Annotated in this window: 15 protein-coding genes and 1 pseudogene; 7 read left to right on the top strand and 9 right to left on the bottom strand. The window is 74.4% G+C overall.

Annotated features, from left to right (window positions below; translation table 11 throughout):
- Positions 1-5 precede the first annotated feature (5 nt).
- The gene (locus tag ACGFYY_RS06845) at positions 6-755 is read left to right on the top strand and encodes a hypothetical protein (RefSeq protein WP_393707451.1); all 750 of its coding nucleotides are present in this window, start codon (positions 6-8) and stop codon (positions 753-755) included.
- A gap of 2 nt (positions 756-757) precedes the next feature.
- Positions 758-1,801, top strand: coding sequence for a serine/threonine-protein kinase (locus ACGFYY_RS06840; protein WP_393707450.1), 1,044 nt, complete (start codon positions 758-760; stop codon positions 1,799-1,801).
- Between the two features lie 26 nt (positions 1,802-1,827).
- Here the strand turns inward: ACGFYY_RS06840 and ACGFYY_RS06835 are convergent, their stop codons facing one another.
- Positions 1,828-3,123 carry a streptophobe family protein gene (locus ACGFYY_RS06835; RefSeq protein WP_393707449.1) on the bottom strand — a complete coding sequence of 432 codons (1,296 nt, stop codon included), beginning with the start codon at positions 3,121-3,123 and terminating at the stop codon, positions 1,828-1,830.
- Between the two features lie 93 nt (positions 3,124-3,216).
- Between ACGFYY_RS06835 and ACGFYY_RS06830 the strand changes: the two are divergent.
- Positions 3,217-4,560, top strand: a pseudogene (locus tag ACGFYY_RS06830) (DUF6777 domain-containing protein); the annotation flags it as partial.
- A 331-nt stretch (positions 4,561-4,891) separates the two neighbouring features.
- On the opposite strand, the gene ACGFYY_RS06825 reads toward ACGFYY_RS06830, so the two are convergent.
- Positions 4,892-5,131 (bottom strand): hypothetical protein, encoded by a 240-nt coding sequence (locus ACGFYY_RS06825; RefSeq protein ID WP_365266487.1) that lies wholly within the window; start codon positions 5,129-5,131, stop codon positions 4,892-4,894.
- Between the two features lie 126 nt (positions 5,132-5,257).
- Between ACGFYY_RS06825 and ACGFYY_RS06820 the strand changes: the two genes are divergently transcribed.
- From ACGFYY_RS06820 to ACGFYY_RS06810, 3 genes are all read left to right on the top strand, one after another.
- Positions 5,258-6,427: a sensor histidine kinase gene (locus tag ACGFYY_RS06820; RefSeq protein ID WP_393707448.1), complete on the top strand. Its 1,170-nt coding sequence runs from the start codon at positions 5,258-5,260 to the stop codon at positions 6,425-6,427.
- Positions 6,428-6,512: 85 nt separating this feature from the next.
- Positions 6,513-7,181 (top strand): response regulator, encoded by a 669-nt coding sequence (locus ACGFYY_RS06815; RefSeq protein WP_393707447.1) that lies wholly within the window; start codon positions 6,513-6,515, stop codon positions 7,179-7,181.
- 119 nt (positions 7,182-7,300) lie between these two features.
- The gene (locus ACGFYY_RS06810; RefSeq protein ID WP_393707446.1) at positions 7,301-9,370 is read left to right on the top strand and encodes a SpoIIE family protein phosphatase; all 2,070 of its coding nucleotides are present in this window, start codon (positions 7,301-7,303) and stop codon (positions 9,368-9,370) included.
- 50 nt (positions 9,371-9,420) lie between these two features.
- Here ACGFYY_RS06810 and ACGFYY_RS06805 read toward each other — a convergent pair whose 3' ends face one another.
- The 3 genes from ACGFYY_RS06805 to ACGFYY_RS06795 form a co-directional block, all read right to left on the bottom strand.
- Positions 9,421-11,403, bottom strand: coding sequence for an ABC transporter permease (locus tag ACGFYY_RS06805; RefSeq protein ID WP_393707445.1), 1,983 nt, complete (start codon positions 11,401-11,403; stop codon positions 9,421-9,423).
- Between the two features lie 172 nt (positions 11,404-11,575).
- A complete protein-coding gene (gene modA / locus ACGFYY_RS06800) occupies positions 11,576-12,370 on the bottom strand; it encodes a molybdate ABC transporter substrate-binding protein (protein WP_365266472.1) in 795 nt (264 codons plus the stop codon).
- 159 nt (positions 12,371-12,529) lie between these two features.
- Complete coding sequence (locus tag ACGFYY_RS06795) at positions 12,530-12,925, bottom strand: molybdopterin-binding protein (protein WP_393707444.1); 396 nt, start codon at positions 12,923-12,925, stop codon at positions 12,530-12,532.
- A 134-nt stretch (positions 12,926-13,059) separates the two neighbouring features.
- Between ACGFYY_RS06795 and ACGFYY_RS06790 the strand changes: the two genes are divergently transcribed.
- Positions 13,060-13,446 (top strand): RNA-binding S4 domain-containing protein, encoded by a 387-nt coding sequence (locus ACGFYY_RS06790; RefSeq protein WP_030772809.1) that lies wholly within the window; start codon positions 13,060-13,062, stop codon positions 13,444-13,446.
- 74 nt (positions 13,447-13,520) lie between these two features.
- Here the strand turns inward: ACGFYY_RS06790 and ACGFYY_RS06785 are convergent, their stop codons facing one another.
- The 4 genes from ACGFYY_RS06785 to thpR form a co-directional block, all read right to left on the bottom strand.
- Positions 13,521-13,964 (bottom strand): PTS-dependent dihydroxyacetone kinase phosphotransferase subunit DhaM, encoded by a 444-nt coding sequence (locus ACGFYY_RS06785; RefSeq protein WP_393707443.1) that lies wholly within the window; start codon positions 13,962-13,964, stop codon positions 13,521-13,523.
- On the bottom strand, positions 13,961-14,575 hold the full coding sequence (gene dhaL / locus ACGFYY_RS06780; protein WP_393707442.1) for a dihydroxyacetone kinase subunit DhaL: 615 nt from the start codon (positions 14,573-14,575) through the stop codon (positions 13,961-13,963). The genes ACGFYY_RS06785 and dhaL overlap by 4 nt, the downstream gene beginning before the upstream one ends.
- A 51-nt stretch (positions 14,576-14,626) precedes the next feature.
- On the bottom strand, positions 14,627-15,631 hold the full coding sequence (gene dhaK, locus ACGFYY_RS06775; RefSeq protein ID WP_393707441.1) for a dihydroxyacetone kinase subunit DhaK: 1,005 nt from the start codon (positions 15,629-15,631) through the stop codon (positions 14,627-14,629).
- Between the two features lie 210 nt (positions 15,632-15,841).
- Positions 15,842-16,426: an RNA 2',3'-cyclic phosphodiesterase gene (gene thpR / locus ACGFYY_RS06770; protein ID WP_393707440.1), complete on the bottom strand. Its 585-nt coding sequence runs from the start codon at positions 16,424-16,426 to the stop codon at positions 15,842-15,844.
- Positions 16,427-16,453 lie beyond the last annotated feature (27 nt).

Here is a 16,453-nt window from a genome sequence, read left to right as displayed (position 1 = left end):
GCCTCATGAGCAGCCCGCTGGGATACCCCGGAGGCGAGGTGGCGGACTTCCGGCCCACCCATGTGGTGCCACAGGAGGGGCTGTCCGCCTGGGAGAGCCCCGACGTCTCCCGGCCGACCGTGCCCCTGGACCCGTTCCTGCCCGTGCAGCTGCTGTCCCGGCGCGGGGAGTGGGGGGAGGTCCTGTGTGCCAACGGCTGGTCCGCCTGGGTGGACGGACGGCTGCTGGTCGCCGTGCCGCACCCACCGCCGACCGTCGGCGGACGGCCCCCGGTCCGCTCCGAGGACCCGCGGCCGCTGCTCACCCGGGGCTCCGAGGCCCTGGAACGCTACCGGCGGGCCGTGGACGAGCTGGCCTCGGGCCGGATCGACACCGACGCCTTTCGCCGCTCGCTCCGCGGACTGCGGGCCGGAGTGGTCATCGACGGCGAGTCGGTGTGGCTCTACGACGAGAACTCGGGCCGGTGGCTGTACGACGACGGGGACCGCATGACGACCTACGCGGTGGTCGCCGGGCCGGGGGCCCCCGCCACGCCCACGCCCACGCCCGCACCCACCCCCGCGCCCCCGCCGCCGCCGACGGAGGTGCCGACGCCCGCGGACCCGCGTCCGGGAGGAGCGGACCCCGTACGGAGGGAACCGACCCCGACCGACGTGGTCGGAGTCCCGCGCGAAGGGCCCGAGGAGGGGTCCGACCGGTCGGGGGCCCATGACCCGACCCGGATCGTGGAGACCCGCGATCCCGGAGGCGACTGACGGTGGCCGAGGAACGCGCGGAGCCCGTCGGCGGGGCCGCCCGCACCGACCTGCGCGGGCAGCAGATCGCCGGGTACCTGGTGGAGAGCGAGATCGGACGCGGCGGCATGGCCGTCGTCTACGAAGCGCGGGACCTGCGCCTCGACCGGCGGGTGGCATTGAAACTGCTGGCCCCCGAACTGGCCCGGAACGACACCTTCAGGCAGCGGTTCGCCCACGAGTCCAAGGTGGCCGCGACCATCGAGCACCCGCACATCGTTCCCGTCTTCGAAGCGGGGGAGGCGGACGGGCTGCTCTACATCGCCATGCGCCTCGTCGAGGGCCCCGACCTGCGGGTGATGCTGGACCGGACGGGTCCGCTGCCGGTGGAGACGGCCGCGCGGATCGCCGGCCAGGTGGCCTCCGCGCTGGACGCGGCCCACGCCCACGACCTGGTCCACCGGGACGTGAAACCGGGCAACATCCTGATCGCGCCGGGCACGGACCGCGACCACCCGGAACACGCCTACCTCACGGACTTCGGCCTGACGAAGAAGTCGCTGTCGTTGACCGGGTTCACGACCGACGGGCAGTTCGTCGGGACCCTCACCTACGTGGCGCCGGAACAGATCTCCGGCAAGCCGGTGGACGGCCGCTGCGACGTCTACAGCCTGGGATGCGTGGTCTACGAGGCCCTCGCCGGGGAACCGCCCTTCCAGCGGGACGACGACATCGCCCTGCTGTGGGCCCACCAGTACGACGCCCCGCCCCCGCTGAGCGCGCGGCGGCCGGACCTGCCGGTGGCGGTGGACGAGGTACTGGCGAAGGCGCTGGCCAAGTCCCCGGACGACCGGTGGAACAGCTGTCTGGAGTTCACCGGGGCCCTGCGGCGCGCGGGGGAGGGCGCCCGACCGGCGACGACCGAGGCGGCCGGAGAGGGGGCCGGACAGGTGGCCGCCGAGGGCGAGGCGGCGCGGACCGCGGGGCCCGACCTGCCCGCCCCGCCACCGGTGCCGTCTTGGGCGCTCCCGGTGTTCGACCCGCCGGCGTCCGCCGGGCCGGCCTGAGCGGTCCGGACGTCGTGTCGGACCACCTACTCGGGCGCCGCGCGGGTCGCGCCGGCAGGTTCGTCGACCCGGCCGCCGCGGCGCAGCGGCCGGGCCACCAGAGCGCCCAGGAAACCCGCCACCGCGCCCCACAGCAGCCCGAGCCCGACGTTGCGCCACAGCACGGGCTCCAGCCGCACCTGGCCACCGAGGCCGTCCACCTCACCGATACCCAGCAAGGAAAGGCCGAACTGGGCCTGGATCCGGCCCAGCAGGCAGACCGCCAGGGTCGCCAGGGCCAGGGCCACACCCAGGTGGAGGGCGTGCTGCCAGGGGCGGACGTGGGCAGGCGAGCGTACGGCGGCCAGCACGCCCGTGCCGAGCAGCAGGACGGCGGCCACCACCACCAGCCACCACGCCCGGGAGTCCTGCTCCGCGAGCGCGGAGACGTCGATCCGGGACGGGTCGGAGCCGCGCAGCACCTGATCCAGCAACTGCGGCATCGGCAGCCCGAAGGGCCCCTCGACATTGCCCTCCCAGGCGCCGCCGAAGCCCAGGGTGAGAGCGAGCCAGACGAGGTTCGGCAGCCCGAGCAGGATGACGGCCAAGGTCCGGTCGGCATGGCCCTGGGTGGCGGCCACGACCACGCCGATCCCGATGCCGACGACGACGTAGGCGAGGAGCAGCAGCATCGTGGCGAAGGCGGCGGGGCGCAGGGCCGAGTGGAAGCGGACCAGTCGGGCCGGGAGCGGGGCACGGCGCGAGACCAGCAGGGCGATCAGCAACAGGCCCAGGATCCACAGCAGTCCGTACAGGAGGGTGGCGGGCAGATCGGCCCGGAAGCCCACCGTGGGCGCGGCGTCCAGCAGTTCGGTGATGGTCCCGATGGGTGAGTCTCCGGTGGAGATGCCGAAGGTCTCGCGGGCGAGGAAGGCGGCGCCGGTCAGGGCGAGCAGCCAGAGCACGACCAACGGGACCGCGCGGCCGATGAGTTCGCGGGGCCGGGCCACGGCCCGGTTGTGCAGGGGGCGTAGGAACAGATACCCGGTGACGAGGGCGCCGGCCAGACTCACCGAGAGGGGGACCACCGACAGGCTCACCTCCGCCCCCGCCAGCGAACCGGCACCGCCCGACACCTCCAGCGAACCGCCCGCCGCCATCACCACGACCGCGGCGACCACATGCGGGAACGCGCCGTCCGGAAGGTCGCCGGCGCCCGCGCACAGCACCCCGGCGGCGGCGACGACGGCCATCACCACGAAGCCCGCGACGACGGCGACGAGGGCGTCCCGCCATGCCCTCGCGGAGCCCCCCGACGATGACGATCTTGGCGTCGGACTCACCCTGCCACCGTGACACCCTCGGCTTGCGGGCACCACCCGGACGGCGCACACAATGGTCCCCGGGGAACTCACTCCTCCTGGGAAGAAGAGCCCGTGACCACACAACCGTCCGGCCGACCGCCGTCTCGAGAACGCCCCACCGGACCGCCTTCCGGCCCGCTCTCGGGCGGGCAGCAGGGGCCTCCGCCACCGCCTCCGCCGGCGCCGCCGGGTGGGCCGGGAGGCCCGGCAGGACCGGGCGGCACGGGCGGCGGCACGGGCGGCCCGCCGCAGGGGCCGACCAAGGGTCCCTGGTGGCGCTCCGTGCCACGGCTGGCCACCGCGCTCGTCGCGGTGGCGGCGGTGGTGGCGCTGGCCGTGGTGCTCATCCGGCCGAGCGGGACCACCGACAACGCCGGCGGCGAGGTGTTCCTCCAGCCGGTCGCCGCCACCGGCCCCGACCCCTTCACCGAGTCCACGGTGACCAAGGACGCACCGCCCCCGCCCGAGAGCCCACCGCCCTCTCCCCAGGGCACCGGCACCGGCCAGGTCAGCCCGAGCGCCAGCCCGACCGGGCCGGTGGGCACCCGGAGCGTCAGCGGCTCCGCCCCGGGCGTGTACGGCGGCACCAGGAACGTGGCCAGCTGTGACGTCGAGCAGCTGATCGGTTCGCTCGGTGCGGACCCTCCCAGGAACGCCGCCTTCGCCTCGGCGCTCGGCCTCCAGCCGGCCGCCGTTCCCGGCTACCTCCGCTCCCTCACCTCCGTGCAGCTGCGGATGGACACCCGCGTGACGAACCATGGCTACCGGGACGGCAAGCTCGTCCCCTACCAGGCCGTGCTGCAGGCCGGGACGGCCGTGCTGGTGGACGACCGGGGTGTGCCGCGGGTGCGGTGCGCGTGCGGGAACCCGCTGGGTCCGCCGGTGGCGCTGAAGGCCGCCCCGAAGCGCTTCGGACAGACGTGGCCCTCCTACCAGCCGACGAAGGTGGTGGCCATCGCGCCGGCGCCGACCGTCATCACCAAGATCGTGATCTACGACCACCGTGACAACCAGTGGTACGAGCGCCCCAAGGGTGAGCACCACCAGCAAGGCGGCAAGCCCCGGCCCGACCGGCCGATTCCGCCGCCGCCCGTCCCGACGCCGCCGCTGACGCCGCCCCCGACGATCACGTCCCCGAACCCGTCCGGGACCTCGCCGAGGCCGACCCCCTCCGGGACCTCCCCGACAGCGACGAAGTCCCCGTCCACATCGCCGTCGAAGTCCCCGTCGAAGTCGCCTTCGGAGTCCCCGTCGAAGTCCCCGACCACGTCGCCGTCCGAGTCGCCCTCGAAGACCCCGTCGCCGTCCGCGTCGGAGTCGCCGAAGAAGTCGCCCTCCGAGACACCGAAGTCGCCCACGCCGTCCCCGTCGGAGTCGGCGAAGAAGACTCCGACGGAGTCACCGAAGGCGTCTCCCACGGAGTCGACCGCCGAGTCGAAGTCGCCGTCGAAGCCGGCCCCGGAGACGCCTTCCAAGCCGCCGTCCGAGCCGGCCGGGCCGTCACCGACACCGAAGTCCGCGCCCGCCACCTCCGCGGCGCCGGCATCTCCCACGGCCGCCGCCACCCAGGCGCCTCCCGCGTCGCGCCCGCCGACCTCGGCCGCGCCCCCGCCCCCGTCCGCCCCGCCGTCGGCAGCGCCGCGGCCCGAGCCCAAGCCGGAACCGGCCCGGACGGCGCCGCAGCAGCAGGAGCCCGAGCGCCCCGCCCAGGAGAGCTGACCGCCTCCCGTCCGTGACGGACCGCGGATCAGCCGCGCCCGCGACGGGAGAGCGAGTCGCCCGCGGCGCCCACCGCGAGACCGAGGGCGATCATGACGACGTAGCTGTAGATCTCGTAGCCGTCGGGGGCGAGGAAACGGACGAAGCCCATGAAGTGGATCCAGCCGAGCCACTCGTGCAACAGGCCGCTCGCGCCGCCGACGACGAGGACGAAACAGAGCACACCCGTGACGGCGGCCGTCGGAGATTTCGGATCGGTAGTGGTCATGCTCCGACGCTAGGAGCGGGCCACCCGGCCGGACATCGGCCATAGGGCTGCGCCCGCTCGTACTCAAGTATTCGGTACGCGGCGCGGCCGCCCGCTCCCGCACCCGGCCGCGTAGATTTCCAGGACATGCGCCGCATCCACCGCACCCGCCGGGACCTGGCCGCCGACCTGGCCCTGTTCCTCTTCGCCGCCTGCTTCGCCGCCGTGAGCTCGCGGTCCATCCCGGTCGCGGAGAGCCTCGGGCCGGGCTGGCGGGCCGCCGACCAGGTCGTCGGCGGACTGGGGTGCGCGGCGGTCCTGCTGCGCCGGCGGTGGCCGGTCCAACTGGCCGTGGTGCTGCTCCTGGCCGGGAGCGTGGCGCACTACCTGACCGGACCGGCGATGGTCGCGGTGTTCACGGTCGCCGCGACCCGGCCGTGGAAGGCCACGGCCTGGGTGGCGGCCCTCGCCTTCGGACCGCTGCCCTTCTTCCTGTGGCAGCTCCCGGACATGCCCGAGGAACGGGCCGGTGCGGCGGTGACCTACTTCGCCCTGATCGCCGGGGCGATCGGCTGGGGGCTGTTCCGGCGGTCCCGACAGCAGCTCATCGCCTCGCTGCGCGAGCGCGCCGAGCTGGCCGAGGCGGACGCGGAGTCACGCGCCGAGCGGGCCCGGATGGAGGCGCGGGAGGAGATCGCCCGCGAGATGCACGACGTACTCGGCCACCGGCTGTCGCTGCTGAGCGTGCACGCGGGGGCCCTGGAGTTCAATCCCGGCGCCCAGCGGGCCGAGATCGAGCGGGCCGCCGGGGTGATGCGCGAGAGCGCCCACCTGGCGCTGCACGACCTGCGCGAGGTGATCGGCGTACTCCGGGCGGGACCGGAGACCGCGGAGGGCGGCGAGCGCCCGCAACCGGAACTGGCGGACCTGCCCCGGCTGGTGGCCGAGGCCAGGGCCGGGGGCGGACCGATCGAGCTGGCCGGCCCGCCCGAAGGGGCCGCGCCGCCCGCCCTGGTCGGGCGTACGGCGTACCGCATCGTGCAGGAGGCGCTGACCAACGTACGCAAGCACGCGCCCGGTGCGGCGGCGCACGTACGGGTGTCCGGGGCCCCGGGCGACGGCCTGACGGTGGAGATCCGCAACACCCGGCCGCCCGGTCCGGATCCGGTCCGGGGCACGGTCCCGGGGGCCCTCGAAGGCGGCGGGCAGGGACTGATCGGGCTGGCCGAACGCACCCGGCTGGCAGGCGGGAGACTGACGGCGCTCCCCGCCGACGACGGGTTCCGGGTACGGGCCTGGCTACCCTGGCAGGGCTGACCGGGGGACGAGGACGGGACCCGGGACCCGGGACCCAGGACTCGGGATACGAAGGACGCGAGGAGAGACGGGAGACGAGGCGCCGGTGATCCGCCTACTGCTGGTCGACGACGACGCGATCGTCCGGGCCGGGCTGCGCCTGATGCTGGGCGGCGCTCCGGACATCGAGGTGGTCGCGGAAGCCGCGGACGGGGCGGAGGTGCCCGCGCTGGTCGCCGCGCACGGACCCGACCTCGTACTGATGGACATCCGGATGCCCGGCGTCGACGGGCTGGCCGCCACCGAGCGGCTCCGGGCGCTGCCCGGAGCGCCGGAGGTGCTGGTCCTCACCACCTTCCACACCGACACGCACGTCCTGCGGGCGCTACGGGCCGGAGCGGCCGGGTTCCTCCTGAAGGACACCCCGCCGCGGGAGATCGTGGCGGCAGTCCGGACGGTGGCCGCCGGCGACCCGGTGCTCTCCCCGGCCGTCACCCGCCGGCTCATCGACCAGGTGGCGGGCGACCCGGGCCGGGACACCCGGGCCACCGCCGCCCGCGCCCGACTGGCGGCGCTGGCCGGGCGCGAACGCGAGGTGGCCCTGGCGGTCGGGCGGGGCCTGTCCAACGCGGAGATCGGACGGGACCTCCACCTGGCCCTGCCCACGGTGAAGACCCACGTGTCCCGGATCCTGACCCGGCTCGACCTCAACAACCGGGTCCAGATCGCCTTGTTGGTCCATGACGCAGCCCTGCCGGACGACGCCCGGCACTGAACCGCCCGGCCGCCGGGGCCCCGGTCGCGGCGCCCGACCTCCGCCGTGTCGGACCGGGCACGGAGGGTGTCCGGTCCTGCCGCAGGGACACCGGCGGGCGAGAGTGAGACCCTGGCTGCATGGCCCGTAGGGCAGAGAACCCCGCCGTCGGCTGGCCGGCGAGGCCGGACACCAGCCTCGCGCTCAACCGCATGGGCACCTTCGACTGGGACCTCGACAGCGGACGGATGCATCTCGATCCCACCGCCCTCGAGGTGCTCGACCTGCGTCAGGACGAGTACGACGGGACCCCCGGCGGGCTCCGGAGCCGCTTGGCACCCGGTGAGGAGGCCCGGCTCGACACCCGGGTCGCGCAGGCGATCAAGGACGGCCGGAGCCACTACGGGGCGTACGTCCGCAGCCGCGCCCGCGACGGTGCGCCGACCTGGACCCATATCCAGGGGCACATCCTGCGGGAGCCGTCCGGTCGCGCGTACCGCGTCATCGGGATCCTCCGCGACGCCGCCCACGACCCCGGCGAGCCAGGTGCCGGCGGCGAGGAGATCGAGGGGCGACGCCGGATGACCGGCGTCGTGGAGCGGACCACCGCCATCCTCGCCCACGCCCGCACCGTCAACGACGTGACCGACATCCTCAAGGACCCGCAGGCCCTCGGGCACCTCGGCGCGGTCAGCGTGATGCTGGGCGTCGTCGACGGCGGCCGCATCCATCTGGTCGCGGAGGGACAGCTCGGCTCGTACGTGCCCGAGATCGAGTACACGCGGATCGACGCGCGGCTCCCGATGAGCGAGGTCGTACGCACCATGCAGTCGCTCTTCCTCGTCTCCCGGGAGGAGTTCCAGCAGCGCTACCCGGACCTGTGGCCGTACATCGAGCCGCTGTCCGTCCGCAGCGGCGTCTACCTCCCGCTGATCGCCCAGGGACGGCCCATCGGGGCGCTCGGGCTGCTCTACACCCGGGACGGCGATTTCACCGCCGAGGAACGGAACCTGCTGATGGCGCTCGGCAGCGGCGTCGCGCAGAGCCTCCAGCGGGCCATCCTCTTCGAGCAGGAGCACGACCTGGCCGAGGGACTCCAGCGGGCCATGCTGCCCCGCCGGATCCCGGACGTGCCGGGCGCGCTGATCGCCGTACGGTACCGGTCCGCCCGGATGGGGCGGGACATCGGCGGTGACTGGTACGACGTGGTCCCGCTCGGCGAGAGTCGGGTCGGGGTGATGGTCGGCGACGTCGAGGGCCACGACACGGACGCGGCCGCCGTCATGGGGCAGCTGCGCATCGTGATGCGCGCCTACATCGTCGAGGGGCACACGCCGGGCACGGCGATGGCCAGGGCCTCGGCCTTCCTGCGCGACCTGGCGACGGAACGCTTCGCCACCTGCACCTACGCCGAGGTGGACCTCACCACCGGGATGGCCCGGCTGGTCCGCGCCGGGCACCTCGACCCGGTCGTGCGGCGCGGCGACGGCAGCGTCCACCGGGTCCAGGTGGCCGGCGGACTACCGCTCGGGCTGCCGCCCCGCGAGCAGTCCGGGACGGGCTCCGGCTACCCCGTCACCAGCCTCGAACTGCACCCGGGGGACACCCTGCTGCTGTGCACCGACGGCCTGATCGAACGCCCCGGCGCCGACCCGGACAGCGGCATGCGGGAGCTGATGGCGGCGGTCCACAGCGGCCCGATCGACGTCGAGGAACTCGCCGACGTGCTGTGCGACCTGGTCGGTGACTCGGGCGGCGGGGACGACATGGCCATGCTCGTCCTGCGCCGCCGCGGCACCCCTACCGCGCGCGGTGGCGGCCCGCTGCGGCAGCGGCTGGAACCGGGTGACACGAAGGCCCCGGCGCTGGCCCGGCACCTGATCCGGGCGGCGGTGGCGGCCTGGGGCGCGCGGCACCGGGCCGACGAGATCGAACTGGCGGCGGACGAGCTGATGACCAACGCCCTGGTCCACACGGAGGGCGGCGGTCACGTCAGCATGCGGCTGACGGCGCAGGGCCGGATCCGGATCGAGGTGGAGGACAGCAGCAGCGCCCTGCCGAGGCGGCGCGAGGCGGGCGACTGGGCGGTGTCGGGGCGCGGGCTGATGCTGGTGGACCGGCTCGCGGACGAGTGGGGGGTGGAGCCCCGGGGCGGCGGCAAGTGCGTGTGGTGCGAGTTCGAGTTGGCTGCCCCGGAGGACGCCGGCTGAGACCCGGTTCCTGGCCGGGTCCGAGCCCGGTCAGCCGGGTCGAAGACGGGTCACAGTTGTACCAGGGTGACCTCGGTGGCCTTCACGCTCGTCCACACCGCCGCGCCGTCCGCGAGCCCCAGTTCCGCCGCCGCGTCCGGGGTGATCTCGGCGACCAGGTCGGGCGCGGTCTCCGAGGCGATCAGCACGCGCAACCGGCTGCCGACCGCGGTGATCTCCCGTACGGTGCCCGGCCACACGTTACGGGGGCTGCCGCCCGGCCGGTCCCGGTGCACGGAGACCGCCTCCGGAGCGATGATCGCCAGCGCCTTCGCGCCCTCGGGCAGCGTCTCGGCGACCACGAGCCGACCGCCCGCCGCGAGGCCGAGCCCGTCGGCCGACGCCGTCCCCGGCCAGGCGTTGCGACCCAGCATGCGGGCCACCCACGGGGAACGCGGGTGCCGGGTCACCTCGGCGGGCGGTGCGTCCTGCAGGGCCCGGCCGTCGGCCAGGACGAGGACCCGGTCGGCCAGCGACACCGCCTCCACGGGATCGTGGGTGACGATGAGGCAGACCCCACCGAAGCCGGCCAGGTGGGTGCGCAGGGTGTGCCGCACCCGGGCCCGGGTGGTCTGGTCGAGCGCGGCGAGGGGCTCGTCCAGCAGGAGGAGCCGGGGACGGGCGGCCAACGCCCGAGCCAGCGCCACCCGTTGGGCCTGGCCGCCGGAGAGCTGGGCGGGCCTGCGGTCCGCTAGGTGCAGCACGCCGAGCCGGTCCAGCCAGGCCAGGGCCTCACGGCGGGCCCGCGCGCGCGGCACCCCGCGGGCGCGCAGCCCGTACGCGGTGTTGGCCACGGCGGTCAGGTGCGGGAACAGCGCCCCGTCCTGCGGTACCCAGGCGACCTGGCGCCGGTGCGGGGGCAGGGCGGTGACGTCGGTGTCGCCGAGCCGCAGTGCGGCGTGGGCCCGCGGGGTGAGGCCGAGGAGGGCGCGCAGCAGGGTGGTCTTGCCGGCGCCGTTCTCGCCGACCACGGCGATGGTGGTGCCGGGTTCGGCGTCGAGGGTGAGCTCGTTGAAGCCGGTGACGGTGGCGTGCAAGGGCCAGCTGCCGCTGTCGTGGGGCGATGCGACGCCGCCGACGTCGGTGGTGGCGGTGGGGCGGGTGTCGGCGCCGGGCGGCTCCTCCGGGACCGACGCCGGAGCGGCCTCGCGGGCCACCGGGGTGCCCGTCCACCGTCCGCGCAGGGCGATCAGTACGCCCATGGCGATCGCCAGGAGCAGCAGCGAGACGGAGGTGGCGGCCTCGGGCCGGTCCTGGAGCAGCAGGTACACCTGGAGCGGCAGGGTCTGGGTGGTCCCGGGCAGGTTCCCGGCGAAGGTGATGGTCGCGCCGAACTCGCCCAGCGCGCGGGCCCAGGTCAGTGCCGCGCCGGCGATCAGGCCGGGGGCGACCATGGGCAGGGTCACGGTGAAGAACACCCGGACCGGCGAGGCGCCCAGCGAGGCGGCGGTCTCCTCGTAGCTCTGCTTGAGACCGCCGAGCGCGCCTTCGAGGCTGATCACCAGGAAGGGCATGGCGACGAACGTGGCCGCCACGACGGCGCCCGAGGTGTGGAACGGCAGGGTGATCCCGAAGGTGTCCTCCAGCCAGGGTCCGAGCAGCCCGCGCCGGCCGAACCCGAGGAGCAGGGCGACACCGCCGACGGTCGGTGGCAGCACCATCGGGAGCAGGACGAGGGAGCGGACCAGGGCCTTGCCCTTGAACTCGACGCGGGCCAGCAGCCAGGCCAGTGGTACGCCGAGGAACAGCGAGAGGCCCAGGGCCCACAGGGACACCAGCAGCGAGAGCTTCAGGGCCTCGACCACGCCGGGGCTGGTGAGGTGGTCGCCGAGCTCGCCCCACTGCGTACGGACGAGGATGCCGATGAGCGGCAGCAGCAGGAAGGCGACGGCGAGCAGCGCGGGGAGGGCCAAGGCCAACGGCGGCCGGGTGCGGGTACGGGTACGGACGCCCACGCCGGAGCGCGTGCCGGTGCGGCTGCGGAGTCTGCTCATCAGGGTTCCTGGCTGCGGGTGTCGGATGCGGGAGAAGCGTAGCCGGCCGGCGGCGGGTGTCCCCGGACCGTGGCCGACGGCGGGTCCGGGGGCCCTGCCCGCGAACGCCGGAAGGGGCTGCCTGGCCCCCCGGACCAGGCAGCCCCTCGAAGGGTGTGGGGCCGGACGGTGGTTACGCCTTCTGGAAGCCCGCGTCCTGGAGGATCTTCTGCGCCTCGGGCGTGCTCAGCCAGGCCACGAAGGCGGCCGCGTCCGTGGCGTTCTTGGACTGCTTCAGCGTGGCGGCCGGGTAGGAGGCCACGGCGTTCTGCTCGTCCGGGATCTCCACGGTGACGACCTTGTCGCCGGACTTGGCGGAGTCGGTCTTGTAGACGAGACCGGCGTCGGCCTCGCCGAGCTCGACCTTGCTGAGCACCGCACGGACGTTCGGCTCCTGCGAGACCGGCTTGACCTCGATCTTCTGGGCGTCGAGGATCTGCTTGCTGTAGCGGCCGACCGGGACCTCAGGCGCGGCGAGCACCACCTTGATCTTGGTGTCGGCGAGGTCCTTGAGCTCGTCGATCTTGAACGGGTTGGCCTTGGTGGCCGCGATGACCAGGCGGTTCTTCGCGATGATCGTGGCGTCGCCGGTCTCGGCCTTCAGCCCGTCCATGGTCTTGGTGTCGGCGGTGACCAGCGCGTCGGCCGGAGCGCCCTGCTTGACCTGGGCCGCGAGCTCCTGAGAGCCGGCGAAGGAGAACGTGATCTTCGTACCGGGGTGGGTCTTCTGGTACTCCTCGCCCGCGGTCTTGAAGACGTCGGTGAGGGAGGAAGCGGCCAGCACCGTGAGGTTCACGGCCTTCGGCTCGGGGGTGGGGTCGGCGGCGGCCTTGCCGTCGTCGCTCTTGCCGCAGGCGGCCAGCGGCACGAGCAGGGCGGCGGTCAGCGCGGCGGCGGCGGTACGACGACGGATCATGTTCGGGGACATGAGCAGATGCTCCTCGGTCGGGTCGGCGGCCGGCGTGGTGCCGGAACCGCGCGGTGGTGACCCGCGCCGGTGACGGGCGGAGCGGGTGGGGACGTTCGGTGGTGCTGAGCGGCTGGTACGGGGGGGACCGCGGGTGGTGGGCGGGCGGCGCCGTCCGGATCAGGTGCGGTCGATGTGCACGCTGGTGGACTTCACGCGGGCGGTGGCCCGCATGCCGACCTTCAGCCCGAGCTCCTCGACGGCCTCACGGGTGAGCAGCGAGACCAGCCGGTGGGGACCCGCCTGGATCTCGACCTGGGCGGCCACGTCGCCGAGTTCGACGGCCGTGACGATGCCGGGAAAGGCATTGCGTGCCGAGGTGTACGGCTCCCCGTCGTCGAGGTGGGCACTCTTGCCCACCTCGACGGAGAAGGCGGCCAGGTCGCGTCCGTCGATCAGGCGTCGGCCGCCTTCGTCGCGATGGGTCACGACCCGGCCGGCGTCGGCCCAGCGGCGGGCGGTGTCCGGGCTGACGCCCAGCAGACGCGCCGCCTGTCCGATGGTGTAGGACTGCATGGGCGACAACGTAGGGGTACTTGTGGCGCATTTGCAATTCTGTTGGCTTGATATCCATGGCAGATGCCATACTTCTTGGCGCATCCGCCAAAACTCGTTCGGGTCCGCCGGGCCCGGCTCGCTAGAGTCGGGGCATGGCTGATGAGGGAACGGGCACGGGCACGGTACGGGTGGACGCGTGGATCTGGTCCGTGCGCCTGACCAAGACCCGCTCGATCGCGGCGACCGCCTGTCGGGCGGGCCACGTGAAGGTCAACGGGGAACGGGCCAAGCCGGCGCAGCCCGTGCGCGCGGGGGACGAGGTACGGCTCTTCCACGCGGGCCGCGAGCGGATCGTCGTCGTCAAGCGGCCCGTGTCCAAGCGGGTCGGCGCGCCCGTCGCCGCCGAATGCCTGATCGACAACAGCCCGCCGCCGCCCACGCCCGTGGAGGCCGCCGTGGTCGGCATCCGCGACCGGGGAGCGGGCCGCCCGACGAAGCGCGAGCGCCGCGACATCGAAACCCTCCGCGGCCGGCCTTAGGGGTGTCCTGCCGATCGGGGCGGATCGGGCCGGGCGCGGTGCCGGCAACCTTGCCGACGCCGCGCCCGGGAGCGTCAGGCCTTGCGGTACGCGTACGCCTCCGCGGCGGCCGCCGTGACCGCCGACAGGGGGGCTCCGGTGGACGCGGTGACCACCGCCGCCACCGCACCCTCGACGAAAGGCGCGTCCAACAGGGCCGAACCCGACGGGAGTTCGTCCTCCATCAGCAGGGCCTTCACCGTGAGCACCGAGCTGCCCAGGTCGGCCAGCAGGGCCACCCCGGCGCCCCGGTCCACCTCCCGGGCGGCCTCGACGATCCGCTCCGCGCTCGTGCCGAGCCCGCCGAGGGCCGTGCCGCCCGCCGCCGCCACCGGAGCCACGGCTCCGCCGGCCGCCAGCTCGCGCGCCAGCTCGGCCACCGCCTCCGCCACCCGCGCGCTGTGCGACACCAGCACGATGCCGACCAGGGCCGGGCCGGCGTCGGGCGCGGAGTCGGGCCCTTGCCGCTCGGCCGTCACCGCGCACCCTCCGGCTCCGCCACGTCCGTCAGCGCCCCCAACAACAGCGCCGACGAGGTGGCCCCCGGATCCTGGTGGCCGATGCTCCGCTCGCCCAGGTAGCTCGCCCGCCCCTTGCGCGCCCGCATCGGCACCGTCGCCAGCGCCCCGTTCTCCGCCGCGATCGCGGCCGCCGGGTACGACGTACCCAGTGCGTCCACCCCCGGCACCAGCGCGTCCAGCATCGTCTTGTCGCCCGGCGCCGCCCCGCCCAGCCGCGCCACCGCCCCGACCCCCTCGGACAGCGCCTCGCGCAGCTCCGCGTCGGACACCTCGGCCGACTCCCCGAGCACCTTGCCCGTGCGCCGCAGCAGCGTCCCGTACAGCGGTCCCGACGCCCCGCCGACCGTGGAGATCAGCGTCCTCCCGGCCAGTTGGAGCACCGCGCCCGGCGCCGCCGCCGTCGGCTCCGCCTCCAGGGCGGCGAGCACGGCCGTGAAGCCCCGCAGCAGATTGCTCCCGTGGTCGGCGTCCCCGATGGGGGAGTCCAGCTCGGTCAGCCGGTCCGCCTCCCGCTCCACCGAGGCCGCCGCTGCCGCCATCCAGCGCCGGAAGAACTCTGCGTCACGCACCGGATCTCCTCGCCTCGCACCCGTCGGGCCGGTCCCACCGCCACCATACGGTCACATACCCCAGCGCAGCGCCGCTGTTCGGACGGGCGCGTCCCACAGCCGCAGCAACTCCTTGTCGGCCCGGCACAGCGTCACCGAACACCCCGCCATGTCCAGCGAGGTGACGTAGTTGCCGACGAGCGCCCGCGCCACCGGCACACCACGCTCGGCCAGCACCCGCGCCACCTCCGCATGGAAGCCGTACAGCTCCAGCAGCGGCGTCGCCCCCATCCCGTTGACCAGCGCCAGCACCGGACCGTCGGCCGGCCCGATCTGAGCGAGCTCCTCCAGTACGGCCCCCACCGCGACCTCCGCGATCTCCCGCGCCGACATCATCGGGCGCCGCTCCCGGCCGGGTTCGCCATGGATGCCGATGCCCAACTCCAGCTCCCCGTCCGGCAGGTCGAAGGTCGGGCTGCCCTTCGCGGGCGTGGTGCACGCGCTCAGCGCCACCCCGAAGCTCCGTGAACACGCGTCGACCCGCCGGGCGAGCGCGGCCACCCGTTCCAGCGGCGCCCCTTCCTCGGCGGCCGCCCCGGCGATCTTCTCGACGAACAGGGTGGCCCCGGTCCCGCGGCGCCCGGCGGTGAACAGGCTGTCGGTCACCGCGACGTCGTCGTCGACCAGGACGCGCTCGATCCGCAGGCCGTCCTCCTCGGCGAGCTCGGCGGCCATCTCGAAGTTCAGCACGTCCCCGGTGTAGTTCTTGACGACGAACAGCACCCCCTGGCCGGAGTCCACCGCCGCGGCCGCCCGCACCATCTGGTCGGGCACCGGGGAGGTGAACACCTCCCCGGGGCACGCGGCCGACAGCATCCCGTGCCCCACGAACCCGGCGTGCAGCGGTTCGTGCCCGGACCCGCCACCGGACACCACGCCGACCCTTCCGCCGGCCCGCGCGTCCCGCCGTACGACGACTCGCCGCTCCACGTCGACGTCCAGCTCGGGATGGGCGGCCGCCATTCCCCGCAGGGCATCGGCGACCACGGTCTGCGGACTGTTGATGAGCATCCTCATGCTTGACTCCCGGGGAGGTTGGCAGGTGACTCTCTCAGCGGTGCTCGTGCGGTTCGGCGGCGGCCCAGGTGCCGCCTCTCGCCGTATGCGGTGGCGACCCGTCGGGCGGCGCGCCGGCCGCGTACCGCGCACTGCGACGGTAGGGGAGTCCGCCCCGTGGACCGCCATCGTACGGCTCGGCGGCGCGGCGGCCCGGCGGCGACGGCGGTGTCAGCCGCCGCCCTCGAAGGGCCAGGACTGGATGTCGCGGTAGTGGATGGGGCCGGGACCGCGGCCGGTGTTGCTTCCGACGAGGTGGAGGCGACGGGTCTCCCACGGGCGCCCGGCGAAGCCGTCGAGTCCGTCGGCGGCCTCCACCGCGCTGGTGGTGTCGTGGCGGCGGGAGCGCGCCAGCGTCAGATGGGGGCGCAGCGGCCGGCCGTGGAAGGGGATGCCGCGGTCGGTGACCGCGGCGCGGACCTCCGCGGCGAGCAGGTGCAGTCCGTCGAGGTCCCCGTCGATCCCCGTCCACAGCACCCGCTCGTCGAAGTGCCCGCCGCCGCGCAGCGCGAGCCGCAGGGGCCTACGGGTCTCGGCGAGTTCCGCGAGCGGCGCTCGCAGGAGGTCGACGGCGGTGACCGGGAGCTCGCCGAGGAAGGCCAGGGTGATGTGCCAGTCCTCGATGCGGTTCCACCGCATGCGCGGGTACGCGGCGTAGGTCGGCTCCAGCCGCTTCTCCAGCTCTTCCTTCGCCTCGTCGGGCGGGGCCAGCGCTATGAACACGCGGACGGTCTCCGCCTGGGTCTTCTCACTCACGAGGGTCTTCGTATCCTGTCGGAACAC

It is taken from the genome of Streptomyces sp. NPDC048331 (assembly GCF_043201215.1).
Taxonomy (GTDB): Bacteria; Actinomycetota; Actinomycetes; order Streptomycetales; family Streptomycetaceae; genus Streptomyces.
Note: the sequence above shows the minus strand (reverse complement) of the source record. Positions and strands in the feature narration are given on the sequence as shown.